This window comes from Agrobacterium fabrum str. C58 (assembly GCF_000092025.1).
Lineage (GTDB): Bacteria > Pseudomonadota > Alphaproteobacteria > Rhizobiales > Rhizobiaceae > Agrobacterium > Agrobacterium fabrum.
On the sequence record NC_003063.2, the window covers coordinates 1,506,802 to 1,528,759 of the forward strand.

22 protein-coding genes are annotated in these 21,958 nt (G+C 61.3%); 11 read left to right on the plus strand and 11 right to left on the minus strand.

Features of this window, described 5'->3' with window-relative positions:
* Positions 1-8 precede the first annotated feature (8 nt).
* From ATU_RS20475 to ATU_RS20520, 10 genes are all read left to right on the plus strand, one after another.
* Positions 9-1,502, plus strand: a complete 1,494-nt coding sequence (locus ATU_RS20475; protein ID WP_010973785.1) for a sugar ABC transporter ATP-binding protein — start codon at positions 9-11, stop codon at positions 1,500-1,502.
* Positions 1,499-2,443, plus strand: a complete 945-nt coding sequence (locus ATU_RS20480; RefSeq protein ID WP_006315532.1) for an ABC transporter permease — start codon at positions 1,499-1,501, stop codon at positions 2,441-2,443. The genes ATU_RS20475 and ATU_RS20480 overlap by 4 nt, the downstream gene beginning before the upstream one ends.
* Position 2,444: 1 nt before the next feature.
* Positions 2,445-3,413: an ABC transporter permease gene (locus tag ATU_RS20485; RefSeq protein WP_006315533.1), complete on the plus strand. Its 969-nt coding sequence runs from the start codon at positions 2,445-2,447 to the stop codon at positions 3,411-3,413.
* Positions 3,414-3,416: 3 nt separating this feature from the next.
* Positions 3,417-4,439: a LacI family DNA-binding transcriptional regulator gene (locus ATU_RS20490; protein WP_010973786.1), complete on the plus strand. Its 1,023-nt coding sequence runs from the start codon at positions 3,417-3,419 to the stop codon at positions 4,437-4,439.
* Between the two features lie 33 nt (positions 4,440-4,472).
* The gene (locus ATU_RS20495; protein WP_010973787.1) at positions 4,473-5,522 is read left to right on the plus strand and encodes a sugar phosphate isomerase/epimerase family protein; all 1,050 of its coding nucleotides are present in this window, start codon (positions 4,473-4,475) and stop codon (positions 5,520-5,522) included.
* Between the two features lie 11 nt (positions 5,523-5,533).
* Positions 5,534-6,703 carry a Gfo/Idh/MocA family protein gene (locus tag ATU_RS20500; RefSeq protein ID WP_010973788.1) on the plus strand — a complete coding sequence of 390 codons (1,170 nt, stop codon included), beginning with the start codon at positions 5,534-5,536 and terminating at the stop codon, positions 6,701-6,703.
* Positions 6,704-6,825: 122 nt separating this feature from the next.
* Positions 6,826-7,680, plus strand: a complete 855-nt coding sequence (locus ATU_RS20505; protein ID WP_035257644.1) for a sugar phosphate isomerase/epimerase family protein — start codon at positions 6,826-6,828, stop codon at positions 7,678-7,680.
* A 151-nt stretch (positions 7,681-7,831) separates the two neighbouring features.
* Entirely contained in the window at positions 7,832-9,517 is a 1,686-nt protein-coding gene (locus ATU_RS20510) for a GMC oxidoreductase (protein WP_010973790.1), read from the plus strand.
* Positions 9,517-10,077 (plus strand): gluconate 2-dehydrogenase subunit 3 family protein, encoded by a 561-nt coding sequence (locus ATU_RS20515; RefSeq protein WP_010973791.1) that lies wholly within the window; start codon positions 9,517-9,519, stop codon positions 10,075-10,077. Before ATU_RS20510 ends, ATU_RS20515 begins: the two co-directional genes overlap by 1 nt.
* Before the next feature lie 69 nt (positions 10,078-10,146).
* Complete coding sequence (locus tag ATU_RS20520; protein ID WP_010973792.1) at positions 10,147-10,542, plus strand: c-type cytochrome; 396 nt, start codon at positions 10,147-10,149, stop codon at positions 10,540-10,542.
* 70 nt (positions 10,543-10,612) lie between these two features.
* Here ATU_RS20520 and ATU_RS20525 read toward each other — a convergent pair whose 3' ends face one another.
* From ATU_RS20525 to nirK, 3 genes are all read right to left on the minus strand, one after another.
* Positions 10,613-11,314, minus strand: coding sequence for a Crp/Fnr family transcriptional regulator (locus ATU_RS20525; protein WP_010973793.1), 702 nt, complete (start codon positions 11,312-11,314; stop codon positions 10,613-10,615).
* A gap of 149 nt (positions 11,315-11,463) precedes the next feature.
* Positions 11,464-12,381: an SUMF1/EgtB/PvdO family nonheme iron enzyme gene (locus tag ATU_RS20530; RefSeq protein WP_010973794.1), complete on the minus strand. Its 918-nt coding sequence runs from the start codon at positions 12,379-12,381 to the stop codon at positions 11,464-11,466.
* Positions 12,382-12,489: 108 nt separating this feature from the next.
* The gene (gene nirK, locus ATU_RS20535; protein WP_010973795.1) at positions 12,490-13,632 is read right to left on the minus strand and encodes a copper-containing nitrite reductase; all 1,143 of its coding nucleotides are present in this window, start codon (positions 13,630-13,632) and stop codon (positions 12,490-12,492) included.
* A gap of 236 nt (positions 13,633-13,868) precedes the next feature.
* On the opposite strand from nirK, the gene ATU_RS20540 reads away from it, so the two are divergent.
* On the plus strand, positions 13,869-15,101 hold the full coding sequence (locus ATU_RS20540) for an NnrS family protein (protein ID WP_010973796.1): 1,233 nt from the start codon (positions 13,869-13,871) through the stop codon (positions 15,099-15,101).
* Between the two features lie 83 nt (positions 15,102-15,184).
* Here ATU_RS20540 and ATU_RS20545 read toward each other — a convergent pair whose 3' ends face one another.
* The 8 genes from ATU_RS20545 to ATU_RS20580 all read right to left on the minus strand — a co-directional run bounded on the left by ATU_RS20545 (position 15,185) and on the right by ATU_RS20580 (position 21,912).
* Positions 15,185-15,718 (minus strand): DUF2249 domain-containing protein, encoded by a 534-nt coding sequence (locus ATU_RS20545; RefSeq protein WP_010973797.1) that lies wholly within the window; start codon positions 15,716-15,718, stop codon positions 15,185-15,187.
* 78 nt (positions 15,719-15,796) lie between these two features.
* Positions 15,797-16,102, minus strand: coding sequence for a DUF2249 domain-containing protein (locus tag ATU_RS20550; RefSeq protein WP_035257647.1), 306 nt, complete (start codon positions 16,100-16,102; stop codon positions 15,797-15,799).
* Between the two features lie 143 nt (positions 16,103-16,245).
* Positions 16,246-18,144, minus strand: coding sequence for a nitric oxide reductase activation protein NorD (locus ATU_RS20555; RefSeq protein ID WP_010973799.1), 1,899 nt, complete (start codon positions 18,142-18,144; stop codon positions 16,246-16,248).
* A gap of 71 nt (positions 18,145-18,215) precedes the next feature.
* A complete protein-coding gene (locus tag ATU_RS20560; protein ID WP_010973800.1) occupies positions 18,216-19,028 on the minus strand; it encodes a CbbQ/NirQ/NorQ/GpvN family protein in 813 nt (270 codons plus the stop codon).
* Between the two features lie 64 nt (positions 19,029-19,092).
* Positions 19,093-20,439, minus strand: coding sequence for a nitric-oxide reductase large subunit (locus ATU_RS20565; protein WP_010973801.1), 1,347 nt, complete (start codon positions 20,437-20,439; stop codon positions 19,093-19,095).
* A 24-nt stretch (positions 20,440-20,463) separates the two neighbouring features.
* Positions 20,464-20,916 carry a c-type cytochrome gene (locus tag ATU_RS20570; RefSeq protein WP_010973802.1) on the minus strand — a complete coding sequence of 151 codons (453 nt, stop codon included), beginning with the start codon at positions 20,914-20,916 and terminating at the stop codon, positions 20,464-20,466.
* A 166-nt stretch (positions 20,917-21,082) separates the two neighbouring features.
* Positions 21,083-21,373: a hypothetical protein gene (locus ATU_RS20575; RefSeq protein WP_035257650.1), complete on the minus strand. Its 291-nt coding sequence runs from the start codon at positions 21,371-21,373 to the stop codon at positions 21,083-21,085.
* Between the two features lie 5 nt (positions 21,374-21,378).
* Entirely contained in the window at positions 21,379-21,912 is a 534-nt protein-coding gene (locus tag ATU_RS20580) for a cytochrome c oxidase subunit 3 family protein (protein WP_010973804.1), read from the minus strand.
* Between the last annotated feature and the right edge of the window lie 46 nt (positions 21,913-21,958).

The following is a 21,958-nucleotide window of genomic DNA, read 5'->3' on the forward strand; positions in this document are numbered from 1 at the left end:
GACATGCGATGGCGAACGCTCTGGAAGCGGCCGGCATAACGAAGAATTTTGGCGCCGTGCGTGCGCTTTCCGCCGGCAGGCTGACCGTTGGTCGCGGTGAAATTCACGCGCTGCTAGGCGCCAATGGCTGCGGCAAGAGCACGCTTTGCAAGATCGTTGCGGGCGCGGTGGCTCCGACCAGCGGCACCATCAGGTTCAATGGCGAAGACGTGCGCTTCAAGAGCCCGCGGGATGCCGAAAATGCCGGTATCGCCCTGTTTTATCAGGAGCTGAGCCTCATTCCGCAGCTCTCCGTCGCTGACAATATCTTTCTCGGCCGCGAGCCGAAGCGCGGCATCTTTGTTGATGGCAAGGCGCTTAAGGCGGAAGCAGCAAGACTGATCGCGCTGTTTGATGGTGTGGCAGGCGAGGGACTGGAGCCGGATGCGATCGTTGGCAATCTGCCGCCCGATCAGCGCCAGCTCGTCGAAATTCTCAAGGTCTTCGCCCAGAATGCCAGCCTGATGATCATGGATGAGGCGACGGCGGCGCTCGATGGCCGCCAGTCCCAGCGCTTTTTCGAGATACTCCGGGCCAAGAAGGCCGATGGTGTCTCCACCATTATGATTTCCCATCGTCTCGACGAGGTCTTTGCCGTCTGCGACCGCATTACCGTGATGCGCAACGGTGCGACCATTTCCGAACTCGACACCGCTGCCACCACCCGTGAAGCCGTGGTGCACGATATGGTCGGTGATGTCCGCGCCGCACCCGCCCGCGAGCAGGGGCGGGCCGCCGCAGTTCCCAGCCTCAAGGTAACTGACGTTGCGGGCGACGGCGTGCGCGGCGTCTCTCTAGAAGCTTATCCGGGCGAAATCGTCGGTCTGGCCGGCCTGCAGGGGCAGGGACAATCGGCCTTGCTGAGAGGCCTCTTCGGCGCCAGTCCGTTTGCAACCGGGCAAGTCCGGTTCGAGGGCCGCGAAATCATCGTCGGCAAGCCTTCGCAGGCGGTTCACAACGGTTTTGCTTATGTCTCGGGTGACCGTGGGCGCGACGCCTCGCTTCAGGGCCGGTCGATCTTCGAAAATCTCGTCGCCGCGCTGATGGTGCGCGAAAAGATGCGGCTGGTTCGGCCGGCAACGCTGAAGCCGCGGGTGCAGAAGGTCGCGGATGACATGAAGACGAAATTTGCCGGCATGGACATGCCGATCGGCACGCTTTCGGGTGGCAACCAGCAGAAGATCTTCATTTCCCGCTGGCTCGCCACTTCGCCCAAGCTGCTGCTGCTCGATGATCCGACCAAGGGTATCGATCTCGGCGCCAAGGCCGATCTCTTCGCGCTGATGCGGCAGCAGGCCGATGCCGGTGCGACCATTCTTCTCTATTCCTCGGAAGATGCGGAAATCCTCGAATATGCCGACCGCATTCTTGTCTTCAACGGCGGACGCATCTCTGCGGAACTGACCGGAGCCGACATGACATCCGTCAACATGACCCGCGCCGCCTATGGAGACGCCGCATGAATTCGCAAGGCGTTCTGCGCAGGCAACCCTGGATCATCACCCTCGTCGTTCTGGCCGTGCTCGTCGCCGTGAACACGTTTCTGCAGCCGTCCTTCGTTCAGCCTTCCGTGCTGCAATCGAACCTGACGACATTTCTGCCGTTGATCCTGGTCGCCATCGGCCAGACCTATGTCATACTGGCGGGAGATATCGATCTGTCCGTCGGCAGCATCGTGGCGCTCGCCAATGTCGTTACCGTCAGTGTCGTGGCCGCACTCGGCGGCACGACCGGTGCCGTCTTCGCCGGCATGGCGGCGGGTGCGGCCGTCGGGCTGCTGTGTGGACTGGTCAATGGCCTCTTCATATCCGGCCTGCGCTTCCAGCCGATTGTCACCACCTTCGCAACCGGCATCATCTTCGCCGGTCTGGCGATCTGGGTTCTGCCGCAGGCAGGTCTTCCGGTTCCCGAAGCCTATTGGCAGACCTATTCCGGCAGCTTCGTCGGCCTGCCCTTCGTGCTGTGGGTGCTGATTGGGGGCATCGCTTTCACGCTCATCGTGTCGCGCATTCCTTTCCATACACATCTGCTGGCAGTGGGTGGCAATCGCACCGGCGCCTTCCAGACGGGCTTGCGCCTCTCCGGCATCCGTATCGGCGCCTACATGATTTCCGGCCTGTTTTCGGCACTGGCTGCGCTGTGCCTGACTGGCGAGACAGCCTCGGGCGATCCTTTGCTCGGTGCGAGTCTGGCGCTCTCTTCCATCTCGGCCGTGGTTCTGGGCGGCACCGCGCTTTCGGGCGGCTTCGGCAGCTCGACCGGGTCGATTGCCGGCGCGCTGGTGCTCGGCATGATCGGTAATGTAATTTTCTTTGCGGGTCTGCCCTTCGAGTACCAGACATTGGTGCAGGGTTTGATCGTGCTGACGGCGCTGGCCGGCGGCGTTCTGGTGACGAGGCGTTGATATGACCAATCCCGGCTTGCAACTCAAAACCATCATCACCGATCCCCTGACCATCGCCATTGGCGCATCAGCCTTCCTGCTGCTGGTCGGCGAGCTATTGTCGCCCGGCTTCGCGCAGGGCTCGCAGATCGTGCGGCTGCTGACGATTGCCGCCATTCTCGGCATTGTCGCGGCGGGCCAGAACCTCGTCATCCTCGGTGGGCGCGAAGGCATCGATCTTTCCGTTGGCGCGATGATCTCGCTTGGCGCAGTCCTTGCCGGCAATATGATGAATGGCCAGAATGCCGGCATTCCGCTTGCCATTCTGGTTGCCGGCGGCATTCCCTTCCTGATTGGCCTCATCAATGGCCTCGGCATCACCTTCGTGCGCATTCCGCCGCTGGTGATGACGCTTGGCATGACGGCGGTCATTCAGGGCGGGCTGGTGGTCTATTCGCAGGGCGTTCCTTCGGGTGCGGCTGCACCCCTGCTGGCGGGCTTCATCAACCGGCCGCTCATTTTCGGCATTCCCGGCGTGCTCTTCGTCTGGCTTGGTATTGCTGCGATCATGCTGTTCGTACTGCGCCGCACGGCCTTCGGTTTCGCCATCTATGCCATCGGCTCTAACGAGCGGGCGGCGACGCTGGTAGGACTGCCTGTCCCGCTGATCCGCACGTTGCTTTACGGCCTGTCCGGCCTGTTCGCCGGGCTGACCGGGGTCTGCGTCATCGGTTACACCGGCACCTCCTTCATCTCCGTCGGCGACCAGTATGTGCTTCCGTCGATCATTGCTGTTGTCATCGGCGGCACCTCGCTTGCCGGCGGTGCGGGCGGATATGTCGGAACCATGGCCGGAGCAGTTGCGCTCACCATTCTGCAAAGCGTACTGATAACGCTCAACCTCGATGTATGGGCACGGCAGATCATATTCGGTGTCACGTTGCTAGCGCTGATGCTGCTTTATGGCCGCCAAAAGCAGTTGCGTGTGTGACAGATGAGCAAAGACCAAGGTTCGAATATCAGGGAAGTTGCAGCTCTCGCGGGCGTTTCCATCGCGACCGTATCGCGGGCGCTGCAACAACCCGACAAGGTTCGCCCGGAAACCCGAAAGAAGGTTTTCGACGCCGTCCGGCAGGCGAACTTCGTTCCCAACGCCCAGGCCGCAAGCTTCCGGCGTCAATCCAACAACACCGTCATCCTTCTCGTCCGAGATATCGGCAACCCGTTTTATCTCGAAATCTACAAGGGTGTGGAAGAAGCAGCCGGCGAAGCAGGTTTCAAGGTCCTGATGGGTGACGCCCGCAATGACGAACACCGCGTGGCGACCCATATCGACATGGTCAGGCAGAAACATGCCGACGGCCTGATATTGATGACCGGACAGTTTCCGTCCGAGCTTCTCGATCAAGCCGATGCGCTGCCGCCGATTGTCATCGCGTCGGAGACGGTGCCGGGCCTCGCGCTGCCGACCGTCAAGGTGGACAACCGTGCCGCCTCCATGAATGCCATGCGCCACCTCATCGCTGCGGGGCATCAAAGGATCGTGCATCTTGCTGGCCCCGTTCCGGAAAGCCTGGCGCAGGAACGTTTCGATGGTTACCGCGCGGCACTTGCCGAGGCCGGTATCGCTTATGCCGACGAACTTGTCGTGACGGGCGATTACAGCATTGAGGCCGGCCGCCAGGCGATTGCCGGTCTTCTCGAAGGTGGCATCGCCTTCACCGCGATCTTCGCATCGAGCGACCAGATGGCGATTGGCGCGATCAGCGAGCTGCGGGGCAGGGGTCTCTCGGTTCCGGCTGACGTCTCCGTCATCGGCTTCGACGACATCATCTTCGCCAATGCCTTCGAACCGCCGCTGACGACGGTACGTCAGCCCCGGCAGGAAATGGGCCGCAGGGCCATGGCGCTGATGGTGGACCGGCTGAACGGCAAACGCACGGCAGAAACCATCGTGCTGGATACGGAACTTGTGGTGCGCGGCTCGGTCGCGCCCTGCCGCCCGCCGCATCGGTAGCGGCCAGACTGTGAATGCAAGGAGTGTAAGGACATGAAGACGATCAAAGGCCCGGCGATTTTCCTCGCGCAATTTGCCGGAAACGAGGCCCCTTTCGACACGCTCGACAATCTCGGCCAATGGGCGGCTTCGCTCGGTTACAAGGGCATTCAGGTGCCGACCGACCCCAAACTCTTCGATCTGGAAAAAGCCGCCGCCTCCAAGACCTATTGCGACGATATCAAAGGCCGTCTCGCCGAGATTGGCGTCGAAATCACCGAGCTTTCAACCCACATTCAGGGCCAGCTCGTCGCGGTTCACCCCGTCTATGACGAAATGTTCGACGGTTTCGCACCGGCTGAACTGCGCGGCAAACCGCAGGCGCGGCAGGAATGGGCGGTCAATCAGCTGAAGTGCGCGGCGAAAGCCTCGCAGCATCTTGGCCTCAAGAGCCATGCGACTTTCTCCGGCGCGCTTGCGTGGCCCTTCGTTTATCCGTGGCCGCAGCGCCCGGCAGGCCTTGTCGAAATGGCCTTTGCCGAGCTCGGCAAGCGCTGGACACCCATTCTGGATGCCTTCGAGGAGAATGGTGTCGATCTCTGCTACGAGCTGCATCCGGGTGAGGACCTGCATGACGGCGTCACCTTCGAGCGTTTTCTCGAGGTCACCGGCAATCACCCGCGTGCCAACCTCCTCTATGATCCCTCGCATTTCGTGCTGCAGGCGATGGATTATCTCGGCTTCATCGACATTTACCACGAGCGTATCCGTGCCTTTCACGTCAAGGATGCCGAATTCAATCCGACCGGTCGTTCCGGCGTTTATGGCGGCTATCAGAGCTGGGTTGACCGGCCGGGCCGTTTCCGTTCGCTCGGCGACGGGCACGTTGATTTCGGCGCGGTGTTTTCCAAGCTCACCCAATATGACTTCGACGGCTGGGCGGTGCTGGAATGGGAATGCGCGCTGAAACACTCGGAAGACGGCGCGCGTGAGGGCGCGGGCTTCATTGAAAACCACATCATCCGTGTGACCGAGCGGGCTTTCGACGATTTCGCCAAAAGCGGCGTCGATGACGCCGCAAACCGCCGCCTTCTCGGACTTTGAAAGGGATAGTCATGTCCTCCGCTACAAAGAAATTCGATAGTCGCCGCATTCGTCTCGGTATGGTCGGCGGCGGTCAGGGCGCCTTCATTGGCGCGGTGCATCGCATCGCGGCCCGGCTGGATGACCGTTACGAGCTGGTGGCCGGAGCGCTTTCCTCCGATCCCGCGCGTGCCGCCGCCTCGGCAACACTGCTCGGCATTGCGCCGGAGCGCTCCTATGCCTCGTTCGAGGACATGGCGGCGACTGAGGCCGGCCGGGAGGATGGCATCGAGGCAGTCGCCATCGTCACCCCCAACCATCTGCATTTTGCCCCGTCCAAGGCCTTTCTCGAAGCCGGCATCCACGTCATCTGCGACAAGCCGGTGACCGCGACGCTGGAAGAAGCGAAGGCACTGGCCGGGATCGTCAGAGCCTCGGATAGCCTTTTCGTGCTGACGCATAACTACACCGGTTACGCCATGCTGCGGCAGATGCGCGAGATGATCGCTGAAGGCGCCATTGGCAAGCTGCGCCATGTCCAGGCCGAATATGCGCAGGACTGGCTGACCGAAGCGGTCGAAAAAACCGGCGCAAAAGGTGCGGAATGGCGCACCGACCCCAGCCGCTCCGGTGCGGGCGGCGCCATCGGCGATATCGGCACTCACGCCTTCAACGCTGCTGCCTTTGTGACGGGTGAAATCCCCAGCAGTCTTTATGCGGATCTCACGTCGTTTGTGCCGGGCCGGCAGCTGGATGACAGCGCCAATATTCTTTTGCGTTACGACAGTGGCGCCAAGGGCATGCTCTGGGCAAGCCAGATCGCGGTCGGCAATGAAAATGCGCTGTCACTCCGGGTCTATGGCGACAAGGGCGGGCTTGAATGGCACCACCGGGTGCCGGACGAGCTGTGGTTCACGCCCTATGGCGAGCCGAAGCGGCTGATTACCCGCAACGGTGCGGGCGCGGGTGCCGCTGCAAACCGTGTCAGTCGTGTGCCATCCGGGCACCCGGAGGGATATCTCGAGGGTTTTGCGACGATTTACCGCGAAGCCGCAGACGCAATCATCGCAAAGAGGGAGGGAGAAACAGCCGCCGGGGAGGTGATTTACCCCGGCATGGAGGACGGCCTTGCGGGTCTCGCATTCATCGATGCGGCCGTTCGCTCCAGCCAGACCTCGACCTGGGTCGGGATCGACATCTAGGTCGCAGCCAATCGGAGGAGACGGCGCGGGCAGTTGAGGCTGTGCCCGGCATGACCCGGTTCATGAGACCGGCAATGGCGGGCGTGTCGTCATATTGATCAAACGGAAAGGGAGTTACGCGTTTGAAAACGTTCAAGTCAAAATTCGCAAGCATGGCAGCTGTCGTCGCATTGGCGGCCGGTATCGCAAACCCGGTTTTTGCCGATGACAGCAAGACGCTGCCGATTGCGGCGCAGATGTACACATTGCGCAACGCCGGAACGCTTGAGGAGCAGCTTGCCATCCTCAACCGCGCCGGCGTTTCCGCCGTTGAAACGGTGGATATGCAGAAGGTTAGCGCCAGTGAGCTGAACGCGCTTCTGGAAAAGCACAAGATCAAGGTCATTTCCTCGCATGTGCCGATCGACAAGCTGCGCGGCAACCTCGATGAGGTCATCACCGAGCAGAAGGCCGTCGGCAATCCTGTGGTGACCGTGCCGTTCCTGAAGCCGGAAGACCGCCCGAAGGATGCCGCAGGCTGGACCGCCTTCGGCAAGGAGCTCGGCGGCTATGCCGACAAGCTGTCGGCCGCAGGCCTCTCCATGGCCTATCACAACCACGATTTTGAAATGGCCAAGTTCGACGGCAAGACGGCGCTCGAGCTGCTGCTCGATGCCGCCGGTCCGAAACTGCAGAGCGAACTCGATGTCGCCTGGGTGGCGCGTAGCGGCACTGATCCGGCGGAATTCCTCGGCACCTTAAAGGGCCGGGTATTTGCCATCCACGCCAAGGACAATGCGCCTGCGGGCACGGCGGAAAACGAGCGCGGCTTTGCAACGCTTGGAACCGGCGTTCTCGACTGGAAGGCAATTCTGCCGGCGGCCAAGCAGGCCGGTGTCAAGCTGTTCATTCTTGAACACGACCTTCCGCTCGATGCCGAAGCGGTCGTGACCAAGGGTAACGCGTTCCTGAACGAACGCCTTCCGACCCTTCAGTAAACACTGCCAGTAAAACCAGAACCGCTCCCCGGCGGCGGGTTTCGCCGGGGCGCATGAGGTTCGACAGACGCATAGCCAGTTTCCGCCGCATTGCGACGGGGAGCGCTTCGTCTCGTCGAGTTTTTCCCAAAGACCACTCGGAGGAGTTATCATGGCAGACAATCATTATGATGCGATTGTTGTCGGCTCAGGCATCAGTGGAGGCTGGGCCGCGAAGGAACTCACGCAAAAGGGCCTGAAAGTCCTGATGCTGGAGCGTGGCCGCAATATCGAGCACGTCACCGACTACCAGAATGCCGACAAGGAAGCCTGGGATTATCCCCATCGCAACCGCGCCACGCAGGAGATGAAGGCGAAATATCCCGTCCTCAGCCGCGATTACCTGCTGGAAGAAGCAACACTCGGCATGTGGGCCGATGAGCAGGAAACGCCCTATGTCGAGGAAAAGCGCTTCGACTGGTTCCGCGGTTATCATGTCGGCGGCCGCTCATTGCTCTGGGGGCGCCAGACCTATCGCTGGTCGCAGACCGATTTTGAGGCCAATGCGAAAGACGGCATCGCCGTCGACTGGCCGATCCGTTATGAAGACGTCTCCCCCTGGTATGACTATGTCGAGCGTTTTGCCGGCATCTCCGGCAGCCGCGAGGGGTTGGATATTCTTCCCGATGGCGAATTCCTGCCGCCCATTCCGCTCAATTTCGTCGAGCAGGATGTCGCCAGCCGGCTGAAGAAGGCTTTCAAGGGTACGCGCCACCTCATCAATTCGCGCTGCGCCAACATTACCCAGGAGCTTCCCGATCAGGAGCGCACCCCCTGTCAGTTCCGCAACAAGTGTCGGCTGGGCTGTCCCTTCGGCGGCTATTTCAGCACGCAGGCCTCGACCCTGCCTGCGGCCGTCGCCACCGGTAATCTGACGCTGCGGCCCTTCTCCATCGTCAAGGAAATCCTCTACGACAAGGATAAGAAGAAGGCGCGCGGTGTCGAGATCATCGATGCCGAGACGAACCTGACCTATGAATATACCGCCGACATCATCTTCCTGAACGCCTCGACGCTGAACTCGACATGGGTGCTGATGAATTCGGCGACCGATGTCTGGGAAGGCGGGCTTGGCAGCAGCTCCGGTGAACTCGGCCATAATGTGATGGACCACCATTTCCGCATGGGCGCGACCGGCCAGGTGGACGGTTTCGAGGACTTCTATTTCAAGGGCCGCCGTCCGGCGGGCTTCTACATTCCGCGTTTCCGCAATACCGGCGATGACAAGCGCAAATATCTGCGCGGTTTCGGTTATCAGGGATCGGCCAGCCGTTCACGCTGGGAGCGGGAAATCGCCGAGCTAAACATCGGTGCCGACTATAAGGATACCCTGACCGAGCCGGGCGGCTGGACCATTGGCATGACCGCCTTCGGCGAAATGCTGCCCTATCACGATAACCGCGTGAAGCTCGATCATGACAAGAAGGACAAATGGGGCCTGCCGGTCCTTTCCATGAATGTCGAGATGAAGCAGAACGAACTCGACATGCGTGAAGATATGGTCAATGACGCCGTCGAGATGTTCGAGGCGGTCGGCATCAAGAACGTCAAGCCCTCGCGGGGTACCTACGCCCCCGGCATGGGCATTCACGAAATGGGAACGGCCCGCATGGGACGCGACCCGAAAACCTCCGTCCTCAACGGCAACAACCAGGTCTGGGATGCACCCAATGTCTTCGTCACCGACGGTGCCTGCATGACCTCTGCCTCCTGCGTTAACCCGTCCTTGACCTACATGGCGCTGACGGCGCGTGCTGCCGAGTTTGCCGTTTCCGAACGTAAGAAGGGGAACCTGTGATGAACAGACGCGAACTGTTGAAACTGATAGCCATTGCCACGGGCCTTCCGCTGATCGGCGCGGATGTCCTCACGGCGGCGGAAAATGCCGCCAAACCAGCCGGCGGCGGCCATGTGTTCAGCCCGGAGGAAATCCGGTTTCTGGACGAGGTGGCGGAGACCATCATTCCCCGCACCTCCACGCCGGGTGCGAAGGATGCTGAAGTGGGTGCATTCATGGCCGTCTATGCCGCCGATTGTTATACCGACGAGCAGCGGGCGCTCTTCCTTTCGGCAATCCCCGAAATAGAGAAACGTAGTCAGGCAGACCATAAAAAGGGCTTTCTGGATCTGACGGCAGAACAGAAGCAGGCGTTGCTTTCTGCGCTGGACAAGCAGGCCAGGGCGGAACAGACGCCGGCAAAGCCGCATGCCTTTACGCTGGTCAAGCAGTTGACGCTGCTCGGTTTCTTCACCTCGAAGATCGGCGCTACGGAAGTTCTCGTCTATGACGAGATTCCCGGTGGTTTCGAAGACCGCGTTCCCTACAAGAAGGGCACGCCTGCCTGGGGCACGACCTGAACCGAGAACCATCGGCCCGTCCGCCTTTGCGGGCGGGCCGCATTCATGCGGCAAGACAAGGATGACACGATGCGCAATATATCAATCATCGCGGCAGCGATGCTAGCGGCCAGCACCGTTCCCGCTCTTTCGGAGGGCGATGTTGCCAAGGGGGAGGCGGTCTTCAAGCGCTGTTCCGCCTGTCACGCCATCGGCGAGGGCGCCAAAAACCGGGTCGGCCCGCAGCTTAACGGCATCATCGGCCGCGCAGCGGGCGGCGTGCCTGATTATACTTATTCGAGCGCGATGAAAAAAGCGGGTGAGGACGGGCTCGTCTGGACGCCGGAAGAATTGCGGGATTTCCTGAGCGCGCCAAAGAAGAAAATACCCGGAAACAAGATGGCGCTCGCCGGCATCAGTAAACCGGAAGATCTGGACAATCTCATCGCCTATATCGAGAGCACGGCTTCCAAGCCGGCTGAGTGAGAGCTGCGGGGCTGCCCGGTCGAGGCACGGCCCTTGGCGAAGGCCAAGCAAATGGTCAGGCGTCGCCACCCTAAACCTGGCTGGTTTCGCCCTCCGCCAGCTGGGCAAGGCCCGGCAGGTTGCAGACCAGAAGTTTCTGCCGCCCGCCCTGCACCAGACCCTTGCTTTCCCAGCTGGAAAGAATGCGCGAAACGGTGTGCAGCGTCGTGCCGGTCATTTCGGCTATATCCTGACGCGAAATCGGGAAGTCGATACGGATGCCGTCCAGTTCCTTGCGTCCCGCCTGTTGCGAAAGGCGCAGCACGGCATGGGCCACCCGGCGCTCCACTTCCTGCGTCGACATTTCGCGGATGCGCGTATGGGCTTCTTCAAGACGCTGGCCTATCGTCTGCATGGCGGAGACGGCAAGATGCGGGTTCTGTTCGACGAATTGCGGCCAGAGGTCCGTCTGCCAGGATAGAATCACGCTTTCGGCCGCCGTCGTGGCGGTGCCGGGATAATCCGACCGTTGCAGCGCCCGGGCGAAGCCGAAGAGATCGCCGGGATGCACCATACGCACGATGATCTGCTGGCCGTCATGGGTCACCTGCGTCACCTTCAGGCGGCCGTGTATGAGCAGGAAGAAATGCGCGGCGGACTGGCCCTGCTCGAAAATGGCCTCGCCCGGCGGCACCAGCCGGGATGTGGCGTGGGTCAGCAGTCCGTCCAGCTCATCGTCGGCCATCTTGGCAAACAAGGCCAGCGACCGGATGACGCTTCGGTCAATCTTCACTTGCACCCTCTCCGGTGATTGGCCGCCGCCTTGGTTCCCGCCATGGGCAACCGGGTGTCGGCCTTTTCTGTATCCTCACAATACAGCACTATCACTGGCTGAAGAAGAACAAATGATATGAATCAACTAATTGTTTTAATTGACGATTATCAAGAAATCAGACGGGCTGCACGAAGCTTTTCGACAAGCGGCGCATACCACCGCGTATCCTTCACCAGCCGGAAACCGAGATTGTCAGGCGGCACGCCAACGGCGCAGCCGCCGCTTTTCGGGTTTTTGACGAAGGCGCTCATCGCCGCCCGGTGTTTTCCCGATGCGACGGGAATGCCGCAGGCGGCGGCGGTGTCGACCACTTCGCCATCCTTGCCGAGCGTCACACGGTGGCTGCAACTCGCGGTCCATTCCCAGATATTGCCGCCGAAATCGGCAAGGCCATATTCGTTTTCGCCGAAGCTGCCATAGGATTGCGGAACGGGATTGCCCGCCGCCTTGCGGCTGGTCTGCCGCTCGTAATCCGCCAGCCAGCGCAAAGCGGGATTTTCGCTATCCGCAGCAACGCCAAGTGTCTCATCCGGAAAAAGTGATCCGGCGGCAAAGGCAAGTTCAGCGTCGCTCGGCAGGCGCCAGACAGCGCCGGTCCGCTCGCTCAGCCACTTCGCATAGGCGTGGGCGTCATCCTGGCTGATGCCGGTTGCCGGTATCTCGCCGCCGACGGGGGCGGCGAAGCCGGGTTCAGGCTGCTGGCAGCCGCCTTCCGCCACGCAGCGTGCATAATTCGCGCTCGACACCTGATATTTCATGATCGTCAGATTTTGCCGCATCGTCAGGTCAACCATTGGGCCATCGACGGCATACCCATCGCGGAAATATTCACCCTCCGCCCGGTAGGTGAAACGTCCCGCGGGCACCGTAACGACCTGTGGAGCCGTCATGGCCGCGCGGGTATCAGCGCCGCTGCGGATGATCCCGGACTGGAAACCGATCGCCGTTGCCAGCACTGTTGCAAGCGAGAGCGGCAAAAGAAGCGAGACGGCATTTGGGAAATGGCTATTGCCGGGAATGCCCATGAGAACCTGCCTGCGTCGTGGAGACGCCAAAGTTCGGGCCTGCTTTCAGGCCGCAGAGAGCCGAAGGGGGAGCGCGCCGCGGCTGTCGGCGGCGCGCTCCCGTTTGCGTCAGATGCTCGATGGGGCGAGCACCGCCTGCATCAGGGTGTTGTTCCACTCACCCGTGACCTTGAAGTGGGCTGCAGCGCCCAGTTCGAAGGCTTCGATGAGGTTGTGGTTGACGTAGGCGTAGATGCCGGGCTGCTCGAAGGTGTAGAAGGCCGCGCCCGCCGTGCCGCCGGGGATGAACCAGGTTTCCTGGTCGAGATCCGGCGGGTTGCGGAATTTGCCCGTCGCCCAGACGTAGTCGCCGTGGCCGCCGATGAGGTGCGGGCGGGTGTCGCGGTTCGCCTGCGAATGAACGATCAGCACCTTTTCACCCACAGCGGCCTGAAGGGCATGTTCCCCTGTCAGGGCACCGACTGCGCCATTGAACACGATGTGGCTTGGCGTCAGCTTGCGCATCACTTCCAGCGTGTCGGCCATGGCGTCACCGGCGCTTTCATATTTCTTGAAATTGCCGTTCTCGTCACGCGGGATGTAGAAGTCCTGCTCGCCGACATAATAGACCTTGTCATAAACAAGCTCCTTGCCGTGGCCGTCCGTCAGGCCCTCACGCGGCAGCACCATGATCGCGCCATTCATGCCCGAGGTGACATGCCACGGCACCATGCCGGGAGGTGCGCAGTGATAAACGAAGACGCCGGCCTTGGTGGCCTTGAAACGCAGGATCGCCTTTTCACCGGGGTTGACGATGGTGAGCCCGCCGCCGCCGAGCGCGCCGGTGGCCGAGTGGAAATCGATGTTGTGCTGCAGCTCGTTGGTATCGGGGTTGATGAGGGTCAGCTCGACGTAGTCGTCCTGATGCACCACCATCAAGGGGCCGGGAACCGAGCCGTTGAAGGTCATGGCGTGAACCTCGGTGCCCTTGTCGTCGAGGATCATCTTCTGTTCCTTGATCGTGAGCGTGAACTCGACGATCTTCGGTCCGCCTTCGGCTTTCTGGGTGTGGGCGTGCACGAAGGGCGGCTTGACGAGATCAACCTTTGCGCGAGGCAGCGCTGCAATCTCCGCGCTCGTCAATGGCTTTGCTGCGGCCTTCTTTTCCTCTGCCGCGCCCGCCGCCGAGGGGATGATCATGGGGGCTATAGCCCCTGCAAATGCTGCGCCTGCGAGAATATTGCGCCGTGTGATGTGGAAGGTTTCCGTCATCATGTTTCTCCTGTCCCTCTTAGGGCAGAGCATGTTTCGCTCTGTCACAGCATTTGTAGCGGAGGAGCGGAAATACAATTTGAGATGGAACAAACTTCGCTTTCGGCGCCCTGCGACATTTTGGCAGGCGGCTGAAGGCTGGGGAGGAAGCGTCGCACCTCCTCTTTGCCTGTTCGCAAAGAAGCCGGACGGGCTTGCGTCTAGACATATGTCAAGACCAAGCAAGGAGCACTATAATGAGTGGCAGCGAAACCGTTCTCCCCCTAGGGCGCAGCCGGCCAAAGGGCGGCATTCCAAGAGGGCTGGCGCGCACCGGCCCGGTTATCTTTTCTTACGGCTTCCGGCCGTTTTTCCTCGGCGGCGCCCTCTGGGCCATCGTGGCGATGGTGTTGTGGATCGCAGCCCTTTCCGGCTTCATCGATATTGGCGGAGACTATGGCGCGCCGAACTGGCATGCCCATGAGATGCTGTTCGGTTTCGCTTCAGCGGTGCTGGCCGGCTTTCTCCTGACGGCTGTGCCGAACTGGACGGGGCGGCTGCCGGTGTCGGGCAAACCGCTGGTCTGGCTGTTTGCGCTCTGGTGCGCCGGCCGGCTTTTGCTGCTCGTGCCGGATCAGGTGGGCGTGGTCACCGCCGCAGCCGTCGACGGGCTGTTCCTGCCGGCGCTGCTGGCGATCTGCGCGCGCGAGGTTATTGCCGGACGCAAATGGAAGGACCTGAAGGTGCTGGGCGGGCTGCTGGCGCTTTCCGTCGCCAATATTGTTTTCCATGTGGCGGCGATTGGCGGCGATCACAGCCAGATGGCGACCCGCCTTGCCGTCTCGGCTTATACCGTGCTCGTCATCATCGTCGGTGGCCGCATCGTGCCGAGTTTCACCCGCAACTGGCTGAACCGTTTTGGCCGCACGGATTTTCCCGTGCCCTATAACGGCTTCGACACCGCCGCCATCCTCACCGGCATCGTGGCGCTTGCCGTGTGGACAATAGAGCCTGAGAGCATGCTGGCCGTGTCCACGGCGCTTCTGGCCGCGTTCATGCACGCTGTGCGTCTCATCCGCTGGCGCGGCTGGACGACCCGGCCGGAGCAGGTGCTGGTGGTGTTGCATGTGGCCTATGCCTTCATTCCCGTTGGGTTCATTGCCATCGCTCTGGCGGCTCTTGATGTCATGGACACGCGCTCCGTCCTGCACATCTTCACCGTCGGCGTTATCGGCTGCATGATGCTTGCGGTGATGACGAGAGCGAGCCTTGGCCATACCGGACGCAAGCTCGCGGCTAGCAGGCTGACCATTGCAGCTTACGTATCTCTGATCGCCTGCGCGCTGCTGAGACCGGCAGCCGAGTTCCTTCCCGGCGTTATGATGCATCTTTATGGCTGCTCGGCGCTTCTCTGGATCGTGGGTTTTGGTCTCTTCTGCGTCGAATACGGGCCGATCCTGATGCGCGAACGCAAACCGCTGAAAGCCTGAAACGCTCTCTTGCGATACCGTCAAAACAAAACGCCCCGGAAGTGATTTCCGGGGCGTTTCGTTATCAACCGTAACCGACGGTTTTAATGTGCGCCGGCCCCGGCGCGGATGAAGATGCGAAACGCCGTGCGCGCCTCGTCGAAATTGCCGGCCCATTGATGACCCCGGGCCAGAAGCTCCGGGTAAAGAAAGGTCGGCTCCTGCGGCATCAGCACGAAGATCACGGCGCCCGGCAGAAGACGATCCAGCGATTTAAGCGTGCGGCTCGTCTGGCCTTCGGCCGTCTCTTCGCTGAGATCGAGATAGATGGCCGGATCAGGCCATATCTGCGGCTCTTCGGCATTGCCCGCAAGCGCTGGCGAAACAGATATCTGCTCGGTTTCAATGGATTGCGGCGTGAACAGTACTTCCCAGTCGCCGCCGCCGATTTCCCTGACCTGATGGTCGAAACCGCGCTCGGCCATCACCTTGAACAGCGGAACCGGCCGGAAGGTGGCGTATAATCGCAGCGCCTCACCGGGGGCGAGCCCGGCCACGGCTTCCATGATGGCCGGAAAGGGCTCGCCGCCGCTCTGCAAAAGCGGCCGGACATCAAGTTCCCTGATCATTTCCGTCATTGCATCGCCTCATCTGTCGGCTGGCGGCGGCAAGAGCCGTCCGCCAGAGGTCTTTTCACCATGCCGCAGGCGCTGGGGTCAATGTTCGGAACCGCAGCAGCATTCGCAGCCGGACATATCGTCCTCGGAACCTTCGGCCTGTTCTTCCAGCCGGCCGATATCGAGACGCCAGACTTCCGGGCCCTGTTCGAGATATTCCCAGCCGAACTGGCCAGGGAAATTGGTGGCGAGCTGGTAGAGCAGGGGGCGGGGATCGTGATCGCTGGTGATCTGCAGCGATTGACCCTCGGTCAACGCGCCAAGCGCACCGAAAATGCGCGGATGGCGTTCACGATGCGGAATGATGCGCACATCTATATTGGTTGCGGTCTGGGCTTCGGACATTGGCTGGCTCCACGGCCGCGGATGGAATGATGTCCGGCGGTGCGGCCGGCCGGCGGACTGGAAAAACCTATCCGCCGTGCCGTTGGGAGACATTGTCGCCGCGCAAACAAACCTGAGATTCGTCAGGTTCGTTGTGACAAGCATCAGCCGGCAAGGCTGCGATAGATTGCCGGTAGCGCCGATGGCAGCTTCGCTATCCTGCTGACGATGGCATAACCGTTCTGGCCGAACATGGCCGGAATATAGGATTGCGCCTTGCTGTCGACCGTTACGCCGAAGACACTGACGCCTGAGCGCCGCGCCTCGGAAACCGCACGGCGGCTATCCTCTATGGCGAAGCGGCCCTCGTAGTGATCGACATCGTTCGGCTTGCCATCCGTCAGCAGCAGCAGCAGCTTGCGGCGCTCCGGTCTTTCATGCAGCTTGGCGCTGGCGTGGCGGATGGCGGGGCCGATGCGGGTGTAGAAGCCGGGCTTCAGTGCCGCGATGCGACGCTCGATGGTGTGGCCCATCGGTTCATCGAAATCCTTCACCGTCTCCACCCGCACCCAGGAACGGCGGCGGGAGGTGAAGGTCAGGATTGAGTGAATGTCACCGCAGGCGGAAAGCCCGTGGGCAAGCACCAGCAGGGCTTCCTTTTCCACGTCCAGAACCCGACGATTGTCGAACCAGGCATCGGTCGATAGCGACACGTCGACGAGGATCGTTACGGCAAGATCATGCGCCTGCGGGCGGCTTGCCACATGAATGCGGTCGCTGCCCTGTCCGCCGGCGGCAATATCGCTTCTGGCGCGAACCACGGCGTCAAGATCGAGATCGTTACCGTCGAGCTGGGCGCGCAGCAGTTCGTGGCGCGGCCTCAGCACCTCGAATTGCCGCCTGACGCGGCGGATGAGGTTTTTGGTGTCCGGGTCGGGTTCCGGTGCCGTCTCGGCGTCCTTCGCCGGTCCTGAAATGACCCGGCAATGGTCGGCGAGATAAGTGCGGCTGCGATAATCCCATTCGGGATAGGTCAGCTCCGCCGTCAGCGCGGTATGGTTCAGTGCTTCAGGCGGCAGGTCGAGATCGAAGCGGAAGCGGGCGGAAGGCCGCCCCTTTCTTTCACCCAGCGTCAAATCGTCAAGCTCGTCCGCCGCACTGCCGTCGGCATCGTCGCTGTCGTCACCCGGCCGGTCGACATTCACCATCTCGGCCATGGCGAGGATTTTTTCGAAGCGGTTGAGGATAAAGGGGCTGCGTTCCGTCTGCCGGTTCTCCGCCTTTTCACGCACGGCGATATGACGGGCGGCTTCCGCCTCCTGCGGCGCTGCCGCCGCTGCCGGCTGGTCCTCGCCCTGCCGGGCCTCGGATGTCTCCCGCAGCAACGTGTCCGGCCAGAGTGGAACAGGCAGCATCGGCAGGTAGCGCGGCGGTGCTTTTTCCGGAGGGCTCGCAGGCGGCGCATAGCCCTCGATCCCTGCCGCCGCGGCCAACATGAATAACACCCGTTGTTCCACCCGCTGTTCTGCCTGGGGTAAAGGCCGCGTCTGCCGCACCGCGAGCATGGCGGCGCACAGCCGGCGATAACGGGTTTTCATGCCGGGAAAAGCACGGGTCACGATCTCTGCAAGTTCTGCGGCGCGGTGGAGCCGGGCGAGATCGTTGCGCAGCGGGTCAGCCGCCGCGACCGGTTCAAGCGGCATCAGCGCCATGGCGGCGGCGAGCCAGAGATAAAGATCGCGGTTGAGGCGGCGGTCGGGAAACAGATCGAGCACCGGCGGCAACATCAGCGTGGCATGATCCCGGCCCGGCTGGGCGAGCTTTTCTTCGCCAAGGCCCATGCGCTGGCGAAGCCTCAGCCGGTGTGTGGAAGTGCGGGCACGGGCCGGGGCTATCTGCACCGCATGTTCACCGCCAAAACCGCGGAAACAGATGGTCAGCACCGCCTGCATATCCTCCAGCTTCACGGCATGATCCGGGAAGCGCAGCCATGTGCCGGTTTCGCCGATCAGCCTGTGCCAGGCGCGGCCGACGGTTTCTTCCAGTTCCAGAAAGTCCAGCATGGTGTATCCTCATGGCATCGGACCGGAATGCGCGGGGCAACCGCGCAACCCGGTGTGGATATCAAAGCGCGCTATCGGATGATCGCATCCGCGACTTCATGCAACGCGGCCTTCACATCAGGCTCGTCGGTCAGCGGTTCGATCATGGTTGCGCGCACGGCCTGGCGGGCGGGAAGCCCGGTATCGATGAGGCTGGCGCAATAAACGAGCAGGCGGGTGGAAACGCCTTCTTCCAGATCGTGGCCTTTCAGGCCGCGCAGCCGGTGGGCGAGATCGACGAGCGGCTCGACATCGCGCGCATCCAGCCCGCTTTCATGCGAAACGACGGCGATTTCCTGCTCCTTCGGCAGAAAGTCGAATTCGATGGCGACGAAGCGCTGGCGGGTGCTGGGTTTCAGGCTTTTCAGAAGGTTCTGGTATCCGGGGTTATAGGACACGACGAGCATGAAGCCGGAGGGCGCTTCCAGAACCTCGCCGGTGCGCTCCAGCGGCAGGATGCGGCGGTCGTCGGTGAGCGGATGTAGCACGACGGCCACATCCTTGCGCGCCTCGACGATCTCGTCGAGGTAACATATGCCGCCCTGGCGCACCGATCGTGTCAGAGGACCGTCCATCCACACGGTTTCGCCGCCTTTCAGCAGGTAGCGGCCGGTCAGGTCGGCAGCAGCCAGATCGTCGTGGCATGAAATGGTGGAAAGCGGCAGGCCGAGTTTCGCCGCCATATGGCTGACGAAACGGGTCTTGCCGCAACCGGTCGGGCCTTTCAGCAGCAGCGGCAATTGCCGCACCCAGGCGCTTTCGAACAGCACGCATTCATTGCCAAGCGGGGTGTAGAACGGCGCGTCCGGCAAAGGGTGCGGTGCGGGGCGGAAAATCGTATTCATGGTCATCTCCATGGTTGATGGTAAGGACCGGCTCTCCGGGGGAAAAGGAGAGCCGGTCCGTTTCTCATTCGGCGGGCTGCACGAGGCGGGCGACGTCACCCTGTTTCTGCTTGCCCGGCACCAGGACTGCCCAGATGAACATGATTGCCGAAATGAGAACTGCGAAACCGGAGCCGAGGCGGATCCAGTAGAAGATGGCCAGCTGGTCCTGCACATCCATGAAGCTTTCGCCCATGACACGCTGAAGCTGGATCTGCACCACGCCAGCGAAGGTCAACGCGAAGGTCATGACCGACATGGCCGTGCACATGACCCAGAAGCTCGTCATCGAAAGCCACTGATTGTAGGGCGCACGTTTCTTCATTTCCGGTATGGCATAGGCCATCATCGCAAGGTTCAGCATCACATAGGCGCCGAAGAAGGCGAGATGTCCGTGGGCGGCGGTCAGCTGCGTGCCGTGGGTGTAGTAGTTCACCGAAGACAGCGTGTGCAGGAAACCCCAGACGCCGGCGCCGAAGAAGGCCATGACCGAGCAGCCGATCGACCAGAGCAGCGCTGCGCGGTTCTCATGCTTGCGGCCGGCCTTCCAGGTCATGACGAAGGTGAAGATGACCATGGTGAAGAAGGGGGCCACTTCCAGCGTCGAGAACAGCGAGCCAATCCATTGCCAGTAACCCGGTGCGCCGATCCAGTAATAGTGGTGGCCGGTGCCGAGAATGCCCGAAAAGAGGGCGAGACCGACGATGACATAGAGCCATTTTTCCACCACTTCGCGGTCGATGCCGTTGAGCTTGATCATCAGGAAGGCGAGGATCGACGCCATGATCAGTTCCCACACGCCTTCCACCCACAGATGGATGACGTACCACCAGTACATCTTGTCGAGCGCCAGATTGATGGGGTTGTAGAAGGCGAAGAGGAAGAAGATCGCCAGACCCCAGAGGCCGAAGAGCAGGATGTTGATGACCGTCGTCTTGCGGCCCTTCAGCGCCGTCATGGTGATGTTGAATAGGAACATCAAAACGACAAGCACGATGCCGACCTTGATGGCGAAGGGCTGTTCGAGGAATTCGCGGCCCTCATGGATGCGGAACATATATCCGACCACGGCGACAGCGGCGGCCACCAGGAAGATCCAGAACTGCGCGATGGCGAGCTTGGGGCTGTAAAGCTCCGTTTCCGTTTCTTCCGGCAGAAGATAGAAGGTCGAGCCCATGAAACCCATCAACAGCCATACCACAAGGGCATTGGTGTGGATCATGCGCACGATGTTGAAGGGCAGTAGCTCGGAAAGCGTGTTGGGCAGCACGTAGATCGTGGCGGCGACGACGCCGAACAGGATCTGCGCCACGAACAGCCCGATTGCGCCGTAAAAATACAGCATGGCGACTTTTTGCGTCTGGTATTTCATCTCGTCATCTCCTTGCCGTACACCTCAACCCGCCTCGTTCGGCGGCCAGTTCTGCGTCTTGATCCGGCTCGTCCATTCGAGGAAATCGACGAGATCATCGAGTTCCTGTTCGGTGAGATTGAACTGCGGCATCTGGCGGCGGCCTTCGATGCCGGTGGGCTGGGCGGCCATCCATGCCTTGATGGAATCGCGGGCCGTCTCCTTGTCTTCCACGCCGCCATAGCGCTTCCAGACATTGCCGAGTTCGGGTGCGAAATAGGCGCCTTCGCCGAGCAGCGTGTGACAGTTGATGCAGGAGTTTTTCTCCCACACGTGTTTACCGCGCGCGACGCTTTCGGTCAGCGTGCTTTCATCTGTCGAGGTGGTGCGCATGTAATAATGGCTATGGGCGGTCAGCCCGACGAATATGGCGAAGAAGAAGATGGAGCCGCCGTAAAAGACGTTTCGCGCTCCTGTTTTGGTCAGGCGTTCTGCCATGCCAATGGTCCTTTCCATCCGGAAGACCGCTTATGCGGACTGGCTTGATTGAACCCTCGCGCCGGGATTTGCCGGCAGGCTTTGGGTCTCGCCCCTTTCTAGCCGCTGGCCGCCGGCGTTCTTTGCCATTTGGCAAACAACGGCAGAGGTGCCGCCGCCGGCCTTTTCAAAGCGACAAAATGCCCTGCAGGAACGCCCGCAAAAGCGCGGCCGCGGCGAAGATGGCGGGCCATGCCAGAAGTGCCGTGCGCAGCAGGCCGCGCTCTTCGCGAAAGCCGAGAAAATCGTCGATGACACGCCTGGATTTCATGAGGGCGAAAAGCAGCATCAGGCAGGCGGCGGCAACCGGCGGCAGCAGCGCCGCCTTCCACGATGTGACGACGGCGGTGCCGGCGAGAACGAGAATGGCGAGCACTGCGAAACTTCTTGCAAGCTGGTGGGAGGTGCGGTGGATCATGACTGTCAAACCAGATAGATGATGGGAAAAATGACGATCCAGACCAGATCGATGACGTGCCACAACGTCGTCACCAGCGTGACGTTCTCGTTTTTCGGGAAGACTGCGACGAGAAACAGCAGCACGGCCACGAAGACGACATGCAGCAGGTGGAAGCCGGTGAGCAGGAAATAAAGCTCGAAGAACGCGCCATAGGCGGGATCGGAGGCGAAGGCGATTTCGGTGGAATATTCATGGAGCTTCACACCGACGAAAGCGAAACCAAGCAGTCCGGCAAGAGCAAGCGCCCGCCTTTTGCCCTTCAGCGTGGTGTGGCGGCTGGCCGCCACGGCCGCCTGCCAGCCGCTTGCCAGCAAAATCAGCGTGTTGAGACCGGCGAGCTGCGGCTGCAGATGCTGGCGCGCGGCGGCAAATGCCTCGGGATTGAGCGCGAAGGCGATGATGAAGGCGCCGGTCAGCGCGCCGAAGGCGGCAAGCTCGCTCCAGACCAGAATCCAAAGGAGCAGGTTTCCGCTTTCCTCTTCCGTATTTATCGCCATGGCCTTGTCCGTAATTGTAAAACAGCAAGCCACGCTTAGGCGTCCT

Excerpts from the sequence above, each read along its gene's own strand:
- ATU_RS20475 (WP_010973785.1), top strand. The coding sequence starts at position 9 with ATGGCGAACGCTCTGGAAGCGGCCGGCATAACGAAGAATTTTGGCGCC.
- ATU_RS20480 (WP_006315532.1), top strand. The coding sequence starts at position 1,499 with ATGAATTCGCAAGGCGTTCTGCGCAGGCAACCCTGGATCATCACCCTC.
- ATU_RS20485 (WP_006315533.1), top strand. The coding sequence starts at position 2,445 with ATGACCAATCCCGGCTTGCAACTCAAAACCATCATCACCGATCCCCTG.
- ATU_RS20490 (WP_010973786.1), top strand. The coding sequence starts at position 3,417 with ATGAGCAAAGACCAAGGTTCGAATATCAGGGAAGTTGCAGCTCTCGCG.
- ATU_RS20495 (WP_010973787.1), top strand. The coding sequence starts at position 4,473 with ATGAAGACGATCAAAGGCCCGGCGATTTTCCTCGCGCAATTTGCCGGA.
- ATU_RS20500 (WP_010973788.1), top strand. The coding sequence starts at position 5,534 with ATGTCCTCCGCTACAAAGAAATTCGATAGTCGCCGCATTCGTCTCGGT.
- ATU_RS20510 (WP_010973790.1), top strand. The coding sequence starts at position 7,832 with ATGGCAGACAATCATTATGATGCGATTGTTGTCGGCTCAGGCATCAGT.
- ATU_RS20515 (WP_010973791.1), top strand. The coding sequence starts at position 9,517 with ATGAACAGACGCGAACTGTTGAAACTGATAGCCATTGCCACGGGCCTT.
- ATU_RS20520 (WP_010973792.1), top strand. The coding sequence starts at position 10,147 with ATGCGCAATATATCAATCATCGCGGCAGCGATGCTAGCGGCCAGCACC.
- ATU_RS20530 (WP_010973794.1), bottom strand. The coding sequence starts at position 12,381 with ATGGGCATTCCCGGCAATAGCCATTTCCCAAATGCCGTCTCGCTTCTT.
- nirK (WP_010973795.1), bottom strand. The coding sequence starts at position 13,632 with ATGACGGAAACCTTCCACATCACACGGCGCAATATTCTCGCAGGCGCA.
- ATU_RS20540 (WP_010973796.1), top strand. The coding sequence starts at position 13,869 with ATGAGTGGCAGCGAAACCGTTCTCCCCCTAGGGCGCAGCCGGCCAAAG.
- ATU_RS20545 (WP_010973797.1), bottom strand. The coding sequence starts at position 15,718 with ATGACGGAAATGATCAGGGAACTTGATGTCCGGCCGCTTTTGCAGAGC.
- ATU_RS20550 (WP_035257647.1), bottom strand. The coding sequence starts at position 16,102 with ATGTCCGAAGCCCAGACCGCAACCAATATAGATGTGCGCATCATTCCG.
- ATU_RS20555 (WP_010973799.1), bottom strand. The coding sequence starts at position 18,144 with ATGCTGGACTTTCTGGAACTGGAAGAAACCGTCGGCCGCGCCTGGCAC.
- ATU_RS20560 (WP_010973800.1), bottom strand. The coding sequence starts at position 19,028 with ATGAATACGATTTTCCGCCCCGCACCGCACCCTTTGCCGGACGCGCCG.
- ATU_RS20565 (WP_010973801.1), bottom strand. The coding sequence starts at position 20,439 with ATGAAATACCAGACGCAAAAAGTCGCCATGCTGTATTTTTACGGCGCA.
- ATU_RS20570 (WP_010973802.1), bottom strand. The coding sequence starts at position 20,916 with ATGGCAGAACGCCTGACCAAAACAGGAGCGCGAAACGTCTTTTACGGC.
- ATU_RS20575 (WP_035257650.1), bottom strand. The coding sequence starts at position 21,373 with ATGATCCACCGCACCTCCCACCAGCTTGCAAGAAGTTTCGCAGTGCTC.
- ATU_RS20580 (WP_010973804.1), bottom strand. The coding sequence starts at position 21,912 with ATGGCGATAAATACGGAAGAGGAAAGCGGAAACCTGCTCCTTTGGATT.